The organism is Rhodoplanes sp. SY1, assembly GCF_046000175.1.
Taxonomy (GTDB): domain Bacteria; phylum Pseudomonadota; class Alphaproteobacteria; order Rhizobiales; family Xanthobacteraceae; genus Rhodoplanes.
The window spans coordinates 1-16,327 of record NZ_JBEOMB010000095.1 but is presented as its reverse complement, the minus strand read 5'-3'; the positions used below and the strand labels follow the sequence as shown (position 1 = coordinate 16,327).

Here is a 16,327-nt window from a genome sequence, read left to right as displayed (position 1 = left end):
GCGCCGGAATCCAGAAACACGACGGGACGGTGTTGCTATGGAGCTGGATTCCGGGTTCGCGCGCCGCGGGCGCGCGCCCCGGAATGACGGCGGCTCACGCCGCCTTGGCGAGTGCCGCCTTGGTCTTGGCGAAGGCCCAGTCGAGCCAGGCGGTCAGCGCCACGACGTCGTCGCGCTCCACGGTGGCGCCGCACCAGATTCGCAGGCCCGGAGGGGCGTCGCGATAGGCGCCGAGATCGTAGCCGACGCCCTCCTTCTCGACCGCCGAGGCGAGCGACTTCGCGAACGCCGCCTGCGCGTCGGGGGAAAGCGCCGCGATCTCCGGGTCCACCACCTTCAGGCAGACCGAGGTGTTGGAGCGGATCGCCGGATCGGTCGCGAGGAAATCGACCCACGGTGTCTTGGCGACCCAGTCCGCGATCGCCTGCGCATTGGCGTTCGCGCGGGCGAACAGCGCCTCGAGGCCGCCGATCGACACGGCCCAGTCGAGGGCGTCGAGATAGTCCTCGACGCACAGCATCGACGGCGTGTTGATGGTCTCGCCCTTGAAGATGCCCTCGTTGAGCTTGCCGCCCGAGGTCATGCGGAAGATCTTCGGCAGCGGCCAGGCCGGCTTGTAGGTCACCAGGCGCTCGACCGCGCGGGGCGACAGGATCAGCATGCCGTGCGCGGCCTCGCCGCCCAGCACCTTCTGCCACGAGAAGGTGACGACATCGAGCTTCGCCCAGTCGAGATCCTGCGCGAAGGCGGCCGAGGTCGCGTCGCAGATCGCGAGACCCTGGCGGTCGGCGGCGATCCAGTCGCCGTTCGGCACGCGCACACCCGAGGTGGTGCCGTTCCAGGTGAAGACGACGTCGTTCGACCAGTCGACCTTGCTCAGATCGGGAAGCTCGCCGTAGCCGGCCGTCATGGTCGTGACGTTCTGCAGCTTGAGCTGCTTGGTCACGTCCGTCACCCAGCCCTCGCCGAACGATTCCCAGGCCAGCATGGTGACGGGGCGGGCACCGAGCAGCGACCACAGCGCCATCTCGACCGCGCCGGTGTCGGACGCCGGGACGATGCCGATGCGATAGTCGGCCGGCACCTTCAGCACGGTGCGGGTCAGCTCGATGGCGCGCTCGAGCTTCGCCTTGCCGATCTTGGCACGGTGCGAGCGGCCGAGCGGCGCGTCTGCCAGATTTTGGAGGGACCAGCCGGGGCGCTTGGCGCAGGGGCCGGACGAGAAATTGGGCACGCGCGGACGCGCGGCGGGAGCGTCTGTCATGATCACTATCCTTTCAGATAGGCGCCCCTCGGTGGGGAGGGGTGTCCCGCCGCCGGCAATATGAGAGACGACCGCGGGTGTCAACCCTCGGTCGTCGTGTTTTCGAGATATTTTGGTGTCTGGATGCCGCCAGGCGCGGTCCCGTCGGCACGACGCCCGCGGCCACGAAGATCGGCGTGACGACGCCCGCTCGCCGCGCTCAGAACTTGACGCCGAGGCCGCCGCGCACCGTGTTGACCGTGACCTTCATGTCCTGGAAGTCGCCGAAATAGACGTACTCGTACTCGGCCCGCAGGAACACATTGGCCATCAGCGCGACATCGATGCCACCCCCCAACGAGTAGCCGAAGCCCCAGGCGCCGCTGCGGTTGTCGGAGCGGGTCATGGGCGAGACCCGGTAGAGATAGTTCCAGTTCGCGTCGTAGACGGTCTCGCTCACCGTCGCGGTGCGTGTCAGGTCGGCCCGGCCGGCGGCGACGCCGATGAAGGCGTAGGGCATGAACCACGAGGCCGCCCAGCCGCCGCGCAGACGCAACGTTGCGAGATCGGTGAGGTCGATGCCCGCCCCGGTCGTCAGATTGACGCTGTGGATGTAGTTGTCGGACAGCAGCTGGTAGCGCGACATCGTATCCGACGCCGACGCCTTCTGGCCGAGCCGCGTGTAGTTGAGTTCGATGCCGACCACGGCGTCGTCCCACTGCGCGTTGTAGCCGATGTAGCCGCCCCAGCCGGTGCCGGTCATGCCGTTCCTCGACGGGAGCGTCGTCCAGCGCGACACGCCCATCTCGTTCTCCTCGAGGGTGTTGCGCAGGATGTAGGAGACCAGGTCGCCCGAGCCGTTGGAGAAATCGGCATTGCCGGACGAGTAGCCGACATGGCCGCCGACGTAGACGCCTTCCCAGCGGAAATAGACGGGTTCGCTCGGCGCCAGGCCCTGGGATCCGCGCAGCACCGACATGTCGGCGGCGAACGCGGAGGTGCCGAGGGCGGCGAGGAGGAGGCCGCACAGGCCGACGCTACGCATGGGACTGACCCTCTGATCCGACGGTCGCAACGCTCGCGACCTGACACGATCATCGGGCATTAACCTTAATGCCGGGTTACCCGCGATGCGCGAAATCGAACGAGTGTGTCAAAGCACCGCGACAGGAGATTAAAAGAAGTCCTTAACAAAATGAAAACGGCGCGGAGAAACGCTCCGCGCCGCTTGTCTTCGCCGGTCCGGTACGCGAGACCTTTTTCCGGTCCGGCGGAAGCTCGTTCCTGTCTCTCGGTCGCGCTCAGCCCTTGCGCATCAGCGGCGGCTGGTAGACCGGCTCGGGCGCGGACAGCATCCAGCGCATGCCGACCTTCAGGTCGTGCGACGTGATGTCGTTGAACTCCATCGGATTGTAGACGCTGTTCACGCCCGTGTAGGTGATCAGGTCGCCGGACGCCGCGTCACCCAGGTTCAAGTACCGATAGGCGAGCTCGATCGTGAAGCCGGGCGTGACCTTGTAGGCGAGACCGGCATGCAGAGCCCAGGCGAAGTTCCATTTTCCGGCGTCCGCGGCATAGGCGAGACCGACGTTCGGCCCACCGACATTGTGCATGCCGTGGTCCATGAAGTTGCTGATCTGGTTGTAGGAGGCACCGATGCCGGCGCCGACGAACGGCGTGACGCACCACCACGTCCCGAGATCGATGTAGGCGTTGGCCATGACGAGCCACTCGGACTTGCTCGCCGTGTAAGTGTCGTTGTAGTAGTTCCCGTTGAGCAGGATGTTGTCGTACCCGTGGAAATTCGCCTTGCCACGGTACTCGCCGATCACGTCGGCGCGGAACCAGCTGTTGAACTGATAGCCGAACCCGAGCCCGAAGAAGGGAGCGGCATCGAAGTCCTTGTGGACCGTCGTCACCGTCTGGTTCGGCGGGACCTGGTAGAGGGCGTTGTTCAGGCTCTTGACCTGCTGGTTGCTGAACCCGATATCGCCGCGCAGGTACCAGCCCGAGAACTCCTGGACCACCGGCACCGGCGGCGGGGCGAGGGGGAGATCGGCGGCGCCCGCTGCATTCATGGTGAGAAGCACGGCCGACCCCGCGACTGCTAACAACTTCACGCTTGCCATGACATCGTCCTTCCGTGTGGCAGGGCGCGAGGGACGCGACCCGACTGATCACTCACTGGCAAGGCGATGATGGCAACCAAGGGTTAAAGGCGACTTAACCCTAAAACTTAACCCTAACGTCGAGCTGACCGTCATGGTTTACGACGTGTTAATGGAGGTAATTTGCCCAAGGTATTGACGGAGCGTTAACGGGGATCGCGGGAGCGCGCCGCGACTGACCGCCCGGCACGGGACGGCTCCGTGTCCCGGATGCGCCGTCCCGGATGCGGCGTCTCGGATGCGGCGTCTCGGATGCGGCCGCGCGCGACAGCGCGACGCCGCGGGCCGAGGCCCGGGGCGATGCACGAAAACGTCATGCGTCGTCAGGAGCTGCCAGATGCGCCGCGAGACGCCGGCCCTTCGTCCCGGTCCGGGTCGCCGCGCGGCCGGCCCGGGACACGAGATCCACGAGCGACACGATGCGGCGCGCCTGAACGTGACAGCCGGTCGGGCTCAGCCCGCCGAGACCTCGGTGATGGCGCCGACGATGTCGTCGACCACGGCCTCGATCAGCTCGGCGTCGTCGCCCTCGCCGGTGACACGGATCACCGGCTCGGTGCCGGAGGGCCGCACGATCAGCCGGCCGTGACCGTTGAGGCGCGTCTCGGCGTCGGCGATGGCGCCCTTGACCTTCTCGTGCTCGGTCGGCCGGCCCGCCGTGCCCTTGGCGTAGCGGACGTTCTTGGTCACCTGCGGCAGCGGCTCGAAGCGCCGGCACACCGCCGACATCGGCTGGTCGAGCTTCTTGACGCAGGCCAGCACCTGCAGAGCGGCGACGAAGCCGTCGCCCGTGGTCGCGTAATCCGACAGGATGATGTGGCCGGAGGCCTCGCCGCCGACATTGTAGCCCTGCTCGCGCATCTGCTCGAGCACGTAGCGGTCGCCGACCGCGGTGCGGATGAGCGACAGGCCCTTGCCGGCGAGACGGCGCTCGAGCCCGAGATTGCTCATCACGGTGGCGACGACGCCGGGCTTGGAGAGGCGGCCGTCCTCCAGCCAGCTCTCGGCGATCACGGCGAGGAGCTGGTCGCCGTCGATCAGATGTCCCTGCTCGTCCACCATCACGACGCGGTCGGCGTCACCGTCGAGCGCGATGCCGACGTCGGCGCGCAGCTCGCGCACTTTCGCACGCAAGGCCTGAGGAGACGTGGAGCCGCATTCGCGGTTGATGTTGAGGCCGTCCGGATCGACGCCGATCGAGATCACCTCGGCGCCGAGCTCCCACAACGCCTCGGGCACCACCCGGTAGGCGGCACCGTTGGCGCAGTCGACGACGACGCGCAGGCCGTCGAGCGACATGGCGCGCGGCAGCGTGCGCTTGGCGAACTCGATGTAGCGGTCGTGCACGCCCTCGATGCGCTTGGCGCGGCCGAGCGCCGCCGACTTGGCGAACTTCTTGGTGAGATCGGCGTCGATCATCGCCTCGATCTCGAGCTCGTCGGCGTCGGTGAGCTTGAACCCGTCCGGGCCGAACAGCTTGATGCCGTTGTCGTCGAACGGATTGTGCGAGGCGGAGATCATCACGCCGAGATCGGCCCGCATCGAGCGCGTCAGCATGGCGACGGCCGGCGTCGGCATCGGGCCGAGGAGAAGCACGTCGAACCCGACCGAGGTGAAGCCCGCCACCATGGCGGTCTCGATCATGTAGCCGGAGAGCCGCGTGTCCTTGCCGATGACGACGCGATGGCGGTGCTCGCCGCGCCGGAAGACGAGGCCGGTCGCCTGCCCCACCCGCAACGCCAGGTCCGCCGTGATGACGCCGTTGGCGCGCCCGCGGATTCCGTCGGTGCCGAAATATTTCCGAGCCATGTGCCCCCTCGGTCGCAAAATCGTGCGGCCGCGCGGAGCACGCGCGGCCGGGTCGGGTGCATATTAGGGCTTCCGACCGGGCCGCGCTTTAAGAAAATTATCGTATCGTGAACGGGCTAGCGCCCAACACCTAATCCGCGTCCTTGTCTTGCGGGCTCGGGGCGGGCTGGGCGATCGACACCGGGTCGGAGCCCGGAAAGCTCTCCTCCAGCGCCTCGTCGAGCTTCTTGTCCATCGCCTCCTTGGAGTTGCCGGGCGGCGGGTTCTCGCGCCGCTCGGGATCGGTGACGTGCTTCTTCTTGGCGGGGTCGGACATCGGGGTCTCCCTGGAAAACGGCGCGCGATCGCGGCCACGACGGGACGGCCCACAGGCATCCCCCGCAGGCGCGGCATCGGCACGACAACGCCGGGCCGCCCGCATGGTTTCATGGTGCGGCTCGACCGTTCAGGCCTCGCCGACCAGGAGCACGTGCAGGCGGCGCGGGCCGTGGGCGCCGAGGATCAAGGTCTGCTCGATGTCGGCGGTGCGCGACGGCCCGGTGACGAGGTGCACGTTGCGCGGCAGGCCGCCGGGCCACGCCCCTGCCCCGCGGGCCTCCCGCAGCCCGGCCAGCACGGTCTCGAGATCACCCACCACCGTCGTCGCATCGACGACGACCAGATGGTGGTCGGGAAGGAAGTTCAGCGTGGTCGGGTTGTCGGGCCCGGACAGCAGCACCAGCGTGCCGGTCTCGGCGACCGCGGCGTGGGCGTGCGACACGCCGACGAGATCGTCGCCCGCCGAGGCGCCGACCGCGACGGCGAGGTCCGGCACGCTCGCCCAGGGCAGCGCCGCGAGCCGGGCATCGGCACCGTGGCGGATCGCCCGCGGCAGGCCGGCGGCTTCGAGATAGTCGGCGACGGCGGCCGGCACCGCCTCGGCGCGGACGACCCGCACCACCGTGCCGGCGGCGAGCTCGACGCGCTTCTGGAACAACGCGAGGCGCGCCGCCGGCAGGAGCTGGCCGCGCGCCGGGATGACGCCGCGGGGATGGTCGGCGAGCCGGTCGGCGACGATCTTCTTACGCGACGGCTCTTCACCGGTGACGCCGAGCGCGCGCCGGATGCCGCCGAGAACGTGATCACGTCCGCTCACGGGCGCGTCTCCGGTCCGGCCGCGACGATGCGCGGCCGCTGACGACCGGATGCCGGCTCTGCCGAGGCGGCGTCGGCGACACGCGGCTCGGCGACGTGCGGCTCGCTGCCGCGACCGTGCGGGTTGCCGGACGGCACGGTGCGGAGCCGATCGGGCCGCTGCGCGGCGCGCGCCCGCCACTGCTGCTGGAACGTCGCGCCCTGCGGCGCCGCGATGTCGCGGGTCGCCGTGAAGCCGCCGGCGAGCGGCAGCCAGCGGAAATGCCCGCGGGCGCGCCCGAGCCGCGCGAGAAGCCGGGTGCCGAGCCCCGTGGTGACGCGATAGAGCCAGGGCCGCGCGGCGAAGAAGCCCCACAGCGCGAGGCCGGCGCGCGAGACCGACGCCGGGGATCGCGCGAAATCACGGTCGCGCCAGTATCGCATCAGCCGCGGCAGCGGGATCTTCACCGGGCACACCTGCTCGCAGCGGCCGCAGAAGGTGGAGGCGTTCGGCAGATCCCCGGCGCGGTCGACGCCGAGCAGGCTCGGTGTCAGCACGGCACCCATCGGCCCCGGATAGACGAAGCCGTAGGCGTGGCCGCCGACCGCGTGATAGACCGGGCAGTGGTTCATGCAGGCACCGCAGCGGATGCAGCGGAGCATGTCGCGGAACTCGCCGGCCAGCATGGCCGAGCGGCCGTTGTCGAGCACGACGACGTGATATTCGTGCGGGCCGTCGGGATCGTCGGCGCGGCGCGGGCCGGTCGTGACGGTGGTGTAGACCGACATCTCCTGCGCGGTCGCCGAGCGCGCCAGCACGCGCAGGAGCTGCGCCAGATCCTCCATGGTCGGGATCACCTTCTCGATCGAGGCGAGCACGATATGGACGCGCGGCAGCGTGCAGGTGAGGTCGCCGTTGCCCTCGTTGGTGACGATCACGGACGAGCCGGTCTCGGCGATCAGGAAGTTGGCGCCGGTGATGCCGACGTCGGCCGCCAGGAACTGCTTGCGCAGCGTCGCGCGCGCCTCGGTCAGCAGCGACTGCGCCGTGCTCAGATCGCGATCCTTCGGCAGGTCCGTGTGGACGCGGCGAAAATCGTCGGCGATCTGATGCCGGTTGAGATGCACGGCCGGCATGATGATGTGCGACGGCAGCTCGTCGCGAATCTGGACGATGTACTCGCCGAGATCGGTCTCGACCGGCACGATGCCGTTGGCGACGAGATGCTCGTTGACGCCCATCTCCTCGCCCACCATCGACTTGCCTTTGGTGACGGTGCGGGCGCCGGCGTCGCGGCAGATTTTCAGGACGATGTCGTTGGCCTCGGCGGCGGTCGCGGCCCAGTGCACGGTCCCGCCCTGAGCGGTGACGCGCTCCTCCCAGGCGGTCAGATAGAGATCGAGATGGGCGAGCGTGTGGGCCTTGATGTCGCGGGCGGAGTCGCGCAGCGCGTCGAACTCGGGCAGCGCCTCGACGACGGTGCGGCGGCGCGCCGGAAAGTTGGTCTCGACGAATCCGAGCGCACCCTGCAGATCCGCGTCGGCGAGCGCCTCGCGGGCGTTGGCGACGAATTTTTCCGACGTCGCGACGCGGCTCATCGGGCGACCTCGTGATCACGTCTCGTCATTCCGGACGCCTCGCGCAGCGAGGCGATCCGGAATCCAGCCCCCGGCGCGGTGCGCATGGCTGGATTCCGGGTTCGCCGCCTTGCGGCGCCCCCGAATGACCAGAGAATGAAGGCGACGCGGCTCACGGCTTCGCCTCCGTCGGCGACGGGAGCACCGGTGCGGCCGCGCCGATCGCCGGCACGTCGACCTCGCCGGCCAGCACCTCGGCGACGTGACGGACGCTGACGCCGGAGCCGTCGCGCGACAGCTTGCCGGCGATGTTGAGGAGGCAGCCGAGATCGCCGGCGAGCAGCAGATCGGCGCCGGTCGCCGTCACGGCCTCGGCCTTCTTGCCGACCATGCGGTCCGAGATGTCCGGATACTTGACGCAGAACGTGCCGCCGAAGCCGCAGCAGACTTCGGTGTCGGCTAGCTCGATCAGATCGAGCCCCTCGACGCTCGCCAGGAGCTTTCTCGGCTGCACCCGGACGCCGAGCTCGCGCAGGCTGGAGCACGAGTCGTGATACGTGGCGAGGCCCGAAAAGCGCGTCGCGACGCGCGACACGCCGCAGACATCGACGAGAAACTGGGTGAGCTCGAAGGTCTTCGCGGCGAGCGCGTCGGCGCGCGGCTGCCAGGCGGGGTCGCCCTGGAAAATCTCCGGGTAGTGCAGCCGGACCTGCCCGGCACACGAGCCGGACGGCACCACCACGTAGTCGAACGGCTCGAACGCCGTGATCACCTGCTCGGCGAGCCGTCGCGCCGTCGCGCGATCACCCGAATTGAATGCCGGCTGGCCGCAGCAGGTCTGCGCCGGCACCGCGACCGTGCAGCCGGCGTCGTCGAGCAACCGCGCCGCCGCGAACCCGACCGCAGGCCGCACCAGATCGACCAGGCAGGTGACCAGAAGGCCGACGCGCTTCGATGCGGCCATGCTGCCAAGCTCCTCGCGGCGCGACGGATGGGACGGCAGGATGGCGGAAAGGATCTTTGGGCGCAACCCTGGCACGACGCCCCGGGCCGGCCGACGGACCGCATCCGCATGGTGCCACAGTGGCCCGCCCGAAGCGGAACGCGAAATGCGGGACCGTGGAGTTCCGGCACGCGGACGTCGCGCTACGCGGCCCCACCGGCGGCCTTGACGGCCGGCGTCGCGGCGGCGACCAGATCCGCCTCGACGAGCTCGCGCAGCTCGGGCGTCACCTCCGGCGTCACGCCGAACCACAGCGCGAAGCCACGCACCGCCTGGTGCAGCAGCATGCCGAGCCCGTCGGCGCGGCGCAGGCCGCGCTCGCGCGCCGCAGCGAGCAGCGCCGTCTCCAGCGGCGCATAGACGAGATCGGCGACCACGGCGTTGGCCGGCAGCCGGCCGAGGCCGATCTCCAGCGCCGGCTGGCCGACCATGCCCAGCGTCGTCGTGTTGACGAGAAGCTGCGTCGCGCCGAACAGGCCGCGCGCCTCGTCCCAGTGAATCGGCCGCACCGCCGCGCCGAAGCGGCGGCCCAGATCCTCGGCCCGCGCGAGCGTGCGATTCGCGACATAGATGCGCGGCACGCCGCGGTCGACGAGGCCGTAGACGACGGCGCGGGCGGAGCCGCCGGCACCGAGCACCAGCGCGGTCTCGAGCCCGCGGTCCCATTTCGGCGCCGCGGCGTCGAGATTGGCAATGAAGCCCTCGGCATCCGTATTGGTGGCGCGCAGCTTCGTCCCGTCGAGCCACAGCGTGTTGGCGGCGCCGATCTTCTTGGCCCGCTCGTCGGGGATCGCGAGCGTCAGCGCCGCCTCCTTGTGGGGCAGCGTGACATTGGCGCCGACATAGCCGCGGCCGGCCAGATCCTTCACGAAGGCCGCGAACTCCTCGGGCGGCACCGCCTCGACCCGATAGTCGCCGGCGATGCCGTAGACCGACAGCCAGTGGCGGTGGATGAGGGGCGAGCGCGAATGCGCCGCGGGCCAGCCGATGACGCAGGCGGCCCGCATGCCGGACACTGAATCCGTCATGGTTCGTCGATGACCTCGTTACGCAGAACGCCGATCTCCGGCACGGCGACCTCGACGATGTCGCCCGGCTCGAGCCAGCGCGGGGGTTCGAAGCGTGCGCCCGCTCCGACGGGCGTGCCGGTGACGATGACGTCACCCGGCACCAGCGTCGTGAACACGCTGGCATAGGCGATCAGCTCGGCGAAGCCGAAGATCATCGACGCCGTGGTGGCATCCTGCCGCATCTCGCCGTTGACCCGGGTGGTGAGCCGCATCGGCACGGTCGGATCGATCTCGTCGGCCGTGACGATCCACGGCCCGAGGCTGCCGGACGCATCGAAGTTCTTGCCCGGCGTGACGTTGCGCGAGCCGTGGCGGAGCCAGTCGCGCACCGTGCCCTCGTTGCACAGCGTGTAGCCGGCGACGTGGGAGAGCGCCTCCTCGACCGGGATGCGGCGGCCGCGCTTGCCGATCACGAGCGCGATCTCGCCCTCGTAGTCGAGCTGCTCGGATTCCCGCGGCCGCACCAGCGGCTCGAGGTGTCCGGTGAGCGATCCGGGCGCGCGGAAGAACAGGTTCGGATGCTTCGTGTCGTGTGCCGGATCCTGGTACTCGTCCGAGCGCCCGGCATAGTTCACCCCGACGCAGAGGATCTTCTCCGGCCCGACCACGGGCGGCAGGAAGCGCACCTCGCTCAGCGGGTAGTCGGGACGCACCCCGGCGGCGCCGGCGCGCAGCTCGTCGAGCGCGCCCTCGCGCAGCACGTCGAGCAGCGTCGGGAAGCGCGGTCCCATGCGAAGCCGCATGTCGACCACCCCGGTCCCGACGACCGCCCCGAACCCGGAGCGGCCGTGGGTGATATAGCTCGCCAGGCGCATGGCCCCGTCCCCCGAATCTCGGACCGCACACAACACCTGTCGCCGGCCCGGCGCAAGGCGGCGCGGTCCCGCAGCCCCCGGGATATCCCCGGCCGGCGCCCTGCCCGGCCGATCGCCGATCCCGGCCTGCGCGAGCCAACCCCTTCGAAAAATTGCGCGATCGGGTTATGACCGCGCTGCAGTTCCATCCACAACGAGCCCGATCCGGACCGCATGAAAGCCTTGTTCATCGACTGCAACCAGCAGCTCGCCCCCGTGTTCGCCCGCGTTCATCGGCCCGACGACCCGCCGATCGCCGTCAACATGACGCCCTTCGCCTCGGCCGACCTGCCCGCGCTGCTCGACGGCTGCGCCATCTGCCTCGACGACCATTCCTACATGCCGACGGCCGAGATCGCCCGCTGCAAGGACCTGCGCCACATCGTGTTCCTGGGCACGGGTGCTGCGAGCTACATGAACATCGCCGAGCTGAACGACCTCGGCGTCACGGTGCACACCATCAAGGGCTACGGCGTCACGGCGGTCGCCGAGCACACGATCGCGCTGATGTTCGCCTGCGCGCGCTCGGTCGCGCTGATGGACCGCACCGTGCGGGCCGGCACCTGGACGCCGCTCGAGGGCATGCAGCTCCTCGGCAAGACGCTCGGCGTCGTCGGGCTCGGCGGCATCGGCGGCGAGGTCGCCCGCATCGCATCGGGGATCGGCATGAACGTGATCGCCTGGAACCGGACGCCGCGGCCCGAGGCCGGCGTGCCGCAGGTCGGGCTCGACGAGCTTTTGTCCAAGTCCGACGTCGTGTCGCTGAACCTGGTGCTCAACGACGAGACGCGGGGGATCATCGACGCGAAGAAGCTCGCGCTGATGAAGCCGGGCGCCATCCTGGTCAACACGGCGCGCGGCGCCCTGGTCGACGAGGCGGCGCTGATCGACGCGCTGCAGAACCGCCGCATCCGCCACGCCGGCCTCGACGTGTTCCACGCCGAGCCGCTGAAGGCCGACCATCCGCTGGCGAGCCTCGACAACGTGACCATCACGGCGCACGCCGCCTTCCGCACCGCCGAGGCCTCCGAGACCCTGCTCCGCCGCGCGATCGACATCGTGCGCAAGATCACGGGGTGAGCGGCACACATAAGCGGCCGACGGAGCGAAGAGAGAAGCGGCGCCTGTCCTTCTCCCCCGCACGCGGAAAGAAGGTGGCTCGCCGCGCAACGGCGAGTCGGACGAGGGGTTGCCGTGATGCCTCGTGCCCCGGACAAGGGGCCTCGGGCCGCAGGCCGGAGGCCCCGCAGAGCCGGGGCCCAGGGGCACCGCGGTGAGCGCTTCGTCGAGCCGCCCCTGGGTCCCGGTTCGCGGCGCGTCGCGCCGCGCCCGGGACACGGCACCTCTCCTGGGACGACGCCCCGCCACCGCATGAAACCTTTCGCCGCATCCCCGGTTGTCGGGAGGCTCCGCTGCGGCGCACGACCCCCGTTCGCCGGCGGGAGGCGCGCAGGGACGTAGACCACCCCCATGCCCGACACCACGACGAAGCCCCGCCCGGCGGCGGAGCCGCACCGCATCGCCCCGCACGGCGCCGATCAGCTGCCGAGCGTCGTCCTCGACAGCTACAATCTGGAGATCACCGACGACGACGGCTTCCTCGGCGACCGCGCCAGCCGGCGCGCCTTCCGGACCATCGTCGAACGCTGGCGCAAGCCGCTGCGCGACCTGGGCGAGGATCCGTTCGGCGACGAGCCGAGCGACAAGCTGAGCAAGAAGGCGCTCGACGATCTCTTGACCGCCGGCGACCCGGAGGCCGCCGGCATCGTCCATTCGGCGATCGAGGAGTTCGCCCAGGAGCTCGCCACGGTGACGCGACGCTTCCTCAAGGTGAAGGCCTGGCGAGACACCGAGCGCATCGTGGTCGGCGGCGGCTTCCGCAACAGCCGGGTCGGCGAGCTCGCGATCGGCCGCACCGCCGTGCTCTTGAAGGCGGAGAAGATCAAGGTCGACTTCGACATGATCCGCCACGACCCCGACGAGGCCGGGCTGATCGGCGTCGCGCACCTCGCCCCCGCCTGGATGTTCGAGGGGCACGACGCGCTTATCGCGGTCGACATCGGCGGCACCAACATCCGGGCCGGCGTCGTCAGGCCGAACCTCAAGAAGGCGACCGATCTCTCGAAGGCCGTCGTCGACCGCTTCGAGCTGTGGCGCCACGGTGACGAGAAGCTCGGTCGCACCGAGGCGGTCGACCGCCTGATCGACATGCTGAAGCGGCTGATCACCCGGGCCGCCAAGGACGGGCTGCGCCTCGCCCCCTTCATCGGCATCGGCTGCCCCGGCATGATCGAGGAGGACGGCGCCATCGACCGCGGCGCCCAGAACCTGCCCGGCAATTGGGAGAGCCCGAAGTTCAATCTCCCTGCTGCGCTGCACAAGGAGATTCCGAAGATCGGCGACCACGAGACCGCCATCCTGATGCACAACGACGCGGTGGTGCAGGGGCTGAGCCAGACGCCGTTCATGCAGGACGTCGCGCGCTGGGGCGTGTTCACCATCGGCACCGGGCTCGGCAACGCCCGATTCACGAACCGCGCGCGGAATTAGGGCGGTCCTATTTTGCACCACGACCAATCGCTTTCCGCTCGTCCCCGCGAAGGCGGGGACCCAGGGGCCGCAGCACGTAACGCTGATCGGTTTGGCCCTCGATCCCCGCCTTCGCGGGGATGAGCGGAGCGTGGATCGACTTCAGTGAAAGCCGCTCTGGCCGTGGTCGTCGTCCAACTCGACACACTTTGTATGACCGGCCCCCTCCCCCGACGCATGGCTGACCGGGCGGCCGCGCAACCCGGCCGCATCGCTCCGTAGACGAAGCCCCCTGGACGCGCCACACTCGGCGCCCTTCCCGGGAGTGCCCGCACGGGCGAGACGGCGCCAAGTCACCTTGTCGCGAAGTGATACCGCCGTCGGGAGGACACCAAGGACGGACGGAGCACGATGAACATCACGGTCAGCAAGAAGGCGATCGCCGAGGCGTCCCAGAAGCTCTCGAACTGGGGGCGCTGGGGCAAGGACGACCAGATCGGCACCCTCAACCACGTGACGCCGCAGGACATCGTCGCCGCCGCGTCGCTGATCCGCAGCGGCAAGACCTTCGCACTCGGCATCCCGCTCGACCGCAACGGCCCGCAGACCGGCCTGTTCGGGGGCCGCTTCAACCCGATCCACCAGATGCTGGCGACCGGCACCGACGCGGTGGCGGGCCAGCAGGACTGGAACAAGATCCGCTACGCCGACGACACGCTGAACCTCTGTGTCCAGGGCGCCACCCACTGGGACGCGCTCGGCCACGTCTTCTACGAGGACAAGGCCTACAACGGCCACGACGCCAAGCTGATCGATTCGCGCGGGCTCGGCGTGCTCGGCATCGAGCACTCGCGCAACAAGATGGTCGGCCGCGGCGTGCTGCTCGACATCGCCCGCTTCCGCGGCGTCGACTGGCTCGCCGACGGCGAGGGCATCTCCAACGACGAGCTGAACAAGTGCGCCCGCGCCCAGAACGTCGAGGTGCGCAAGGGCGACTTCGTGATCATTCGCACCGGCCAGATGGAGCGATGCCTGAAGGAAGGCCAGTGGGGCGGCTATGCCGGCGGCGACGCGCCGGGCGTCAAGTTCGAGAACTGCTACTGGTGCCAGGAGCACCAGATCGCGGCGATCTGCTCCGACACTTGGGGCGTCGAGGTGCGGCCGAACGAGACCGACGAGGCGAACCAGCCGTGGCACTGGGTGGTGATCCCGGCGATGGGCTTGTGCATGGGCGAGATCTTCTACCTGAAGGATCTGGCGGCCGACTGCGCCGACGACGGCATCTACGAGTTCTTCTTCTGCGGCCCGCCCCTGATCATCACGGGCGGCACCGGCTCGCCGATCAATCCGCAGGCGATCAAGTAGCTCCGCTGCGGCCAAGAGCAATCCTCGGTCCGCCCTCGTCCTGAGGAGCGGCCGAAGGCCGCGTCTCGAAGGGCGGGGGCGCACCGGGCCGCATGGTTCGAGACGGGCTCCTTCGGAGCCCTCCTCACCATGAGGATCGAGCGTTCGGTGCGCCGATTCGAAATCCACAGGAGGCACATCATGGCCCGGTATCTCAAGCGCGGCATGGATGCGAGCGCGGTCAGGGCGGCGGACGACCAGGTCCGCAGGACCGTCGAGGGCATTCTCGCCGATGTCGAGGCGCGCCGCGACGCGGCGGTGCGTGACCTCTCCGACAAGTTCGACAAGTGGTCGCCCGCGCGCTTCAAGCTGACTCCCGAGGAGATCGAGCGCGCCATCGCCGAGGTGCCGAAGCGCGACCTGGACGACATCCGCTTCGCCCAGGACCAGGTGCGCAACTTCGCCCAGAAGCAGCGCGACACCATGCACGACCTCGAGGTGGAGACGCTGCCCGGCGTGATCCTCGGCCATCGCCACATCCCGGTGGAGAGCATCGGCTGCTACGTGCCGGGCGGCCGCTATCCGATGGTCGCCTCGGCCCACATGTCGATCGTCACGGCGCGGGTCGCGGGCGTGAAGCGCATCATCGCCTGCGCGCCGCCGTTCAAGGGCGGGCCGCATCCGGCGATCGTCGCGGCCATGCATTTCGGCGGCGCCGACGAGATCTACGTGCTCGGCGGCGTGCAGGCGGTCGCCGCCATGGCGCTCGGCACCGAGACGATCGCGCCGGTCGACATGATCGTCGGCCCCGGCAACGCCTATGTGGCGGAGGCCAAGCGCCAGCTGTTCGGCCGCGTCGGCATCGACCTGCTCGCCGGCCCGACCGAGACGCTGATCATCGCCGACGAGACGGTCGACGGCGAGATCTGCGCCACCGATCTCTTGGGCCAGGCCGAGCACGGCCCGACCTCGCCGGCCGTGCTGATCACCAACTCCGAGAAGCTCGCGCGCGATACGATGAGCGAGGTCGAGCGGATTCTCAAAATCCTGCCGACCGCCGAGCTCGCCGGCAAGGCGTGGGAGGACTACGGCGAGGTGATCGTCTGCGACAGCTACGAGGAGATGGTGACAGAGGCCGACCGCGTCGCCTCCGAGCACGTCCAGGTGATGACGCGCGACCCCGACTTCTTCCTGAACACCATGCGGAACTACGGCTCGCTGTTCCTCGGCGAGCGCACCAACGTCGCCTATGGCGACAAGGTGATCGGCACCAACCACACGCTGCCGACCAAGAAGGCGGCGCGCTACACGGGCGGCCTGTGGGTCGGCAAGTTCATCAAGACCTGCACGTATCAGAAGGTCCTCACCGACCAGGCCTCCGGCCTGATCGGCGAGTACGCCTCGCGGCTCTGCATGCTGGAGGGCTTCGTCGCCCATGCCGAGCAGGCCAATGTGAGAGTCCGCCGCTTCGGCCACCGCAACGTGCCCTACGGGGAGGCGGCGGAGTGACGGGCCGGCATAGTCGCCTGGCGCGGCTGCCCTTCTCCCCGCGCGCGGGGAGAAGGTGGCTCGCCGTGCAGCGGCGAGTCGGATGAGGGGGCGCCTCCGTATCCACG

At 69.4% G+C, this 16,327-nt stretch carries 14 protein-coding genes; 4 read left to right on the top strand and 10 right to left on the bottom strand.

The annotated features are described in order from the left end of the window. Window positions 1-94 precede the first annotated feature (94 nt). From ABTU92_RS21550 to ABTU92_RS21505, 10 genes are all read right to left on the bottom strand, one after another. Window positions 95-1,264, bottom strand: a complete 1,170-nt coding sequence (locus ABTU92_RS21550; protein ID WP_408093677.1) for a phosphoserine transaminase — start codon at window positions 1,262-1,264, stop codon at window positions 95-97. A 199-nt stretch (window positions 1,265-1,463) separates the two neighbouring features. Next, window positions 1,464-2,288, bottom strand: coding sequence for an outer membrane protein (locus ABTU92_RS21545; RefSeq protein ID WP_408093676.1), 825 nt, complete (start codon window positions 2,286-2,288; stop codon window positions 1,464-1,466). A 256-nt stretch (window positions 2,289-2,544) separates the two neighbouring features. Beyond that, window positions 2,545-3,372: an outer membrane protein gene (locus tag ABTU92_RS21540; RefSeq protein ID WP_408093675.1), complete on the bottom strand. Its 828-nt coding sequence runs from the start codon at window positions 3,370-3,372 to the stop codon at window positions 2,545-2,547. 492 nt (window positions 3,373-3,864) lie between these two features. Next, window positions 3,865-5,220, bottom strand: a complete 1,356-nt coding sequence (gene glmM, locus ABTU92_RS21535) for a phosphoglucosamine mutase (protein ID WP_408093674.1) — start codon at window positions 5,218-5,220, stop codon at window positions 3,865-3,867. Window positions 5,221-5,350: 130 nt separating this feature from the next. Beyond that, window positions 5,351-5,536 carry a hypothetical protein gene (locus ABTU92_RS21530; protein ID WP_408093673.1) on the bottom strand — a complete coding sequence of 62 codons (186 nt, stop codon included), beginning with the start codon at window positions 5,534-5,536 and terminating at the stop codon, window positions 5,351-5,353. Between the two features lie 129 nt (window positions 5,537-5,665). After that, the gene (locus ABTU92_RS21525; RefSeq protein WP_408093672.1) at window positions 5,666-6,355 is read right to left on the bottom strand and encodes a lactate utilization protein C; all 690 of its coding nucleotides are present in this window, start codon (window positions 6,353-6,355) and stop codon (window positions 5,666-5,668) included. Next, complete coding sequence (locus ABTU92_RS21520; protein WP_408093671.1) at window positions 6,352-7,932, bottom strand: lactate utilization protein B; 1,581 nt, start codon at window positions 7,930-7,932, stop codon at window positions 6,352-6,354. Before ABTU92_RS21520 ends, ABTU92_RS21525 begins: the two co-directional genes overlap by 4 nt. A gap of 151 nt (window positions 7,933-8,083) precedes the next feature. Next, window positions 8,084-8,875: a (Fe-S)-binding protein gene (locus ABTU92_RS21515; RefSeq protein ID WP_408093670.1), complete on the bottom strand. Its 792-nt coding sequence runs from the start codon at window positions 8,873-8,875 to the stop codon at window positions 8,084-8,086. A 182-nt stretch (window positions 8,876-9,057) separates the two neighbouring features. Beyond that, entirely contained in the window at window positions 9,058-9,942 is an 885-nt protein-coding gene (locus ABTU92_RS21510; RefSeq protein ID WP_408093669.1) for a shikimate dehydrogenase, read from the bottom strand. After that, window positions 9,939-10,799, bottom strand: a complete 861-nt coding sequence (locus ABTU92_RS21505) for a fumarylacetoacetate hydrolase family protein (RefSeq protein WP_408093668.1) — start codon at window positions 10,797-10,799, stop codon at window positions 9,939-9,941. Before ABTU92_RS21505 ends, ABTU92_RS21510 begins: the two co-directional genes overlap by 4 nt. A 213-nt stretch (window positions 10,800-11,012) precedes the next feature. On the opposite strand from ABTU92_RS21505, the gene ABTU92_RS21500 reads away from it, so the two are divergent. The 4 genes from ABTU92_RS21500 to hisD all read left to right on the top strand — a co-directional run bounded on the left by ABTU92_RS21500 (window position 11,013) and on the right by hisD (window position 16,220). Continuing rightward, window positions 11,013-11,918, top strand: coding sequence for an NAD(P)-dependent oxidoreductase (locus tag ABTU92_RS21500; RefSeq protein ID WP_408093667.1), 906 nt, complete (start codon window positions 11,013-11,015; stop codon window positions 11,916-11,918). A gap of 390 nt (window positions 11,919-12,308) precedes the next feature. Continuing rightward, entirely contained in the window at window positions 12,309-13,388 is a 1,080-nt protein-coding gene (locus tag ABTU92_RS21495; RefSeq protein WP_408093666.1) for an ROK family protein, read from the top strand. Between the two features lie 390 nt (window positions 13,389-13,778). After that, window positions 13,779-14,732: a cyclase family protein gene (locus tag ABTU92_RS21490; RefSeq protein ID WP_408093665.1), complete on the top strand. Its 954-nt coding sequence runs from the start codon at window positions 13,779-13,781 to the stop codon at window positions 14,730-14,732. A gap of 180 nt (window positions 14,733-14,912) precedes the next feature. Next, window positions 14,913-16,220, top strand: coding sequence for a histidinol dehydrogenase (gene hisD / locus ABTU92_RS21485; RefSeq protein WP_408093664.1), 1,308 nt, complete (start codon window positions 14,913-14,915; stop codon window positions 16,218-16,220). Window positions 16,221-16,327: the final 107 nt, after the last annotated feature.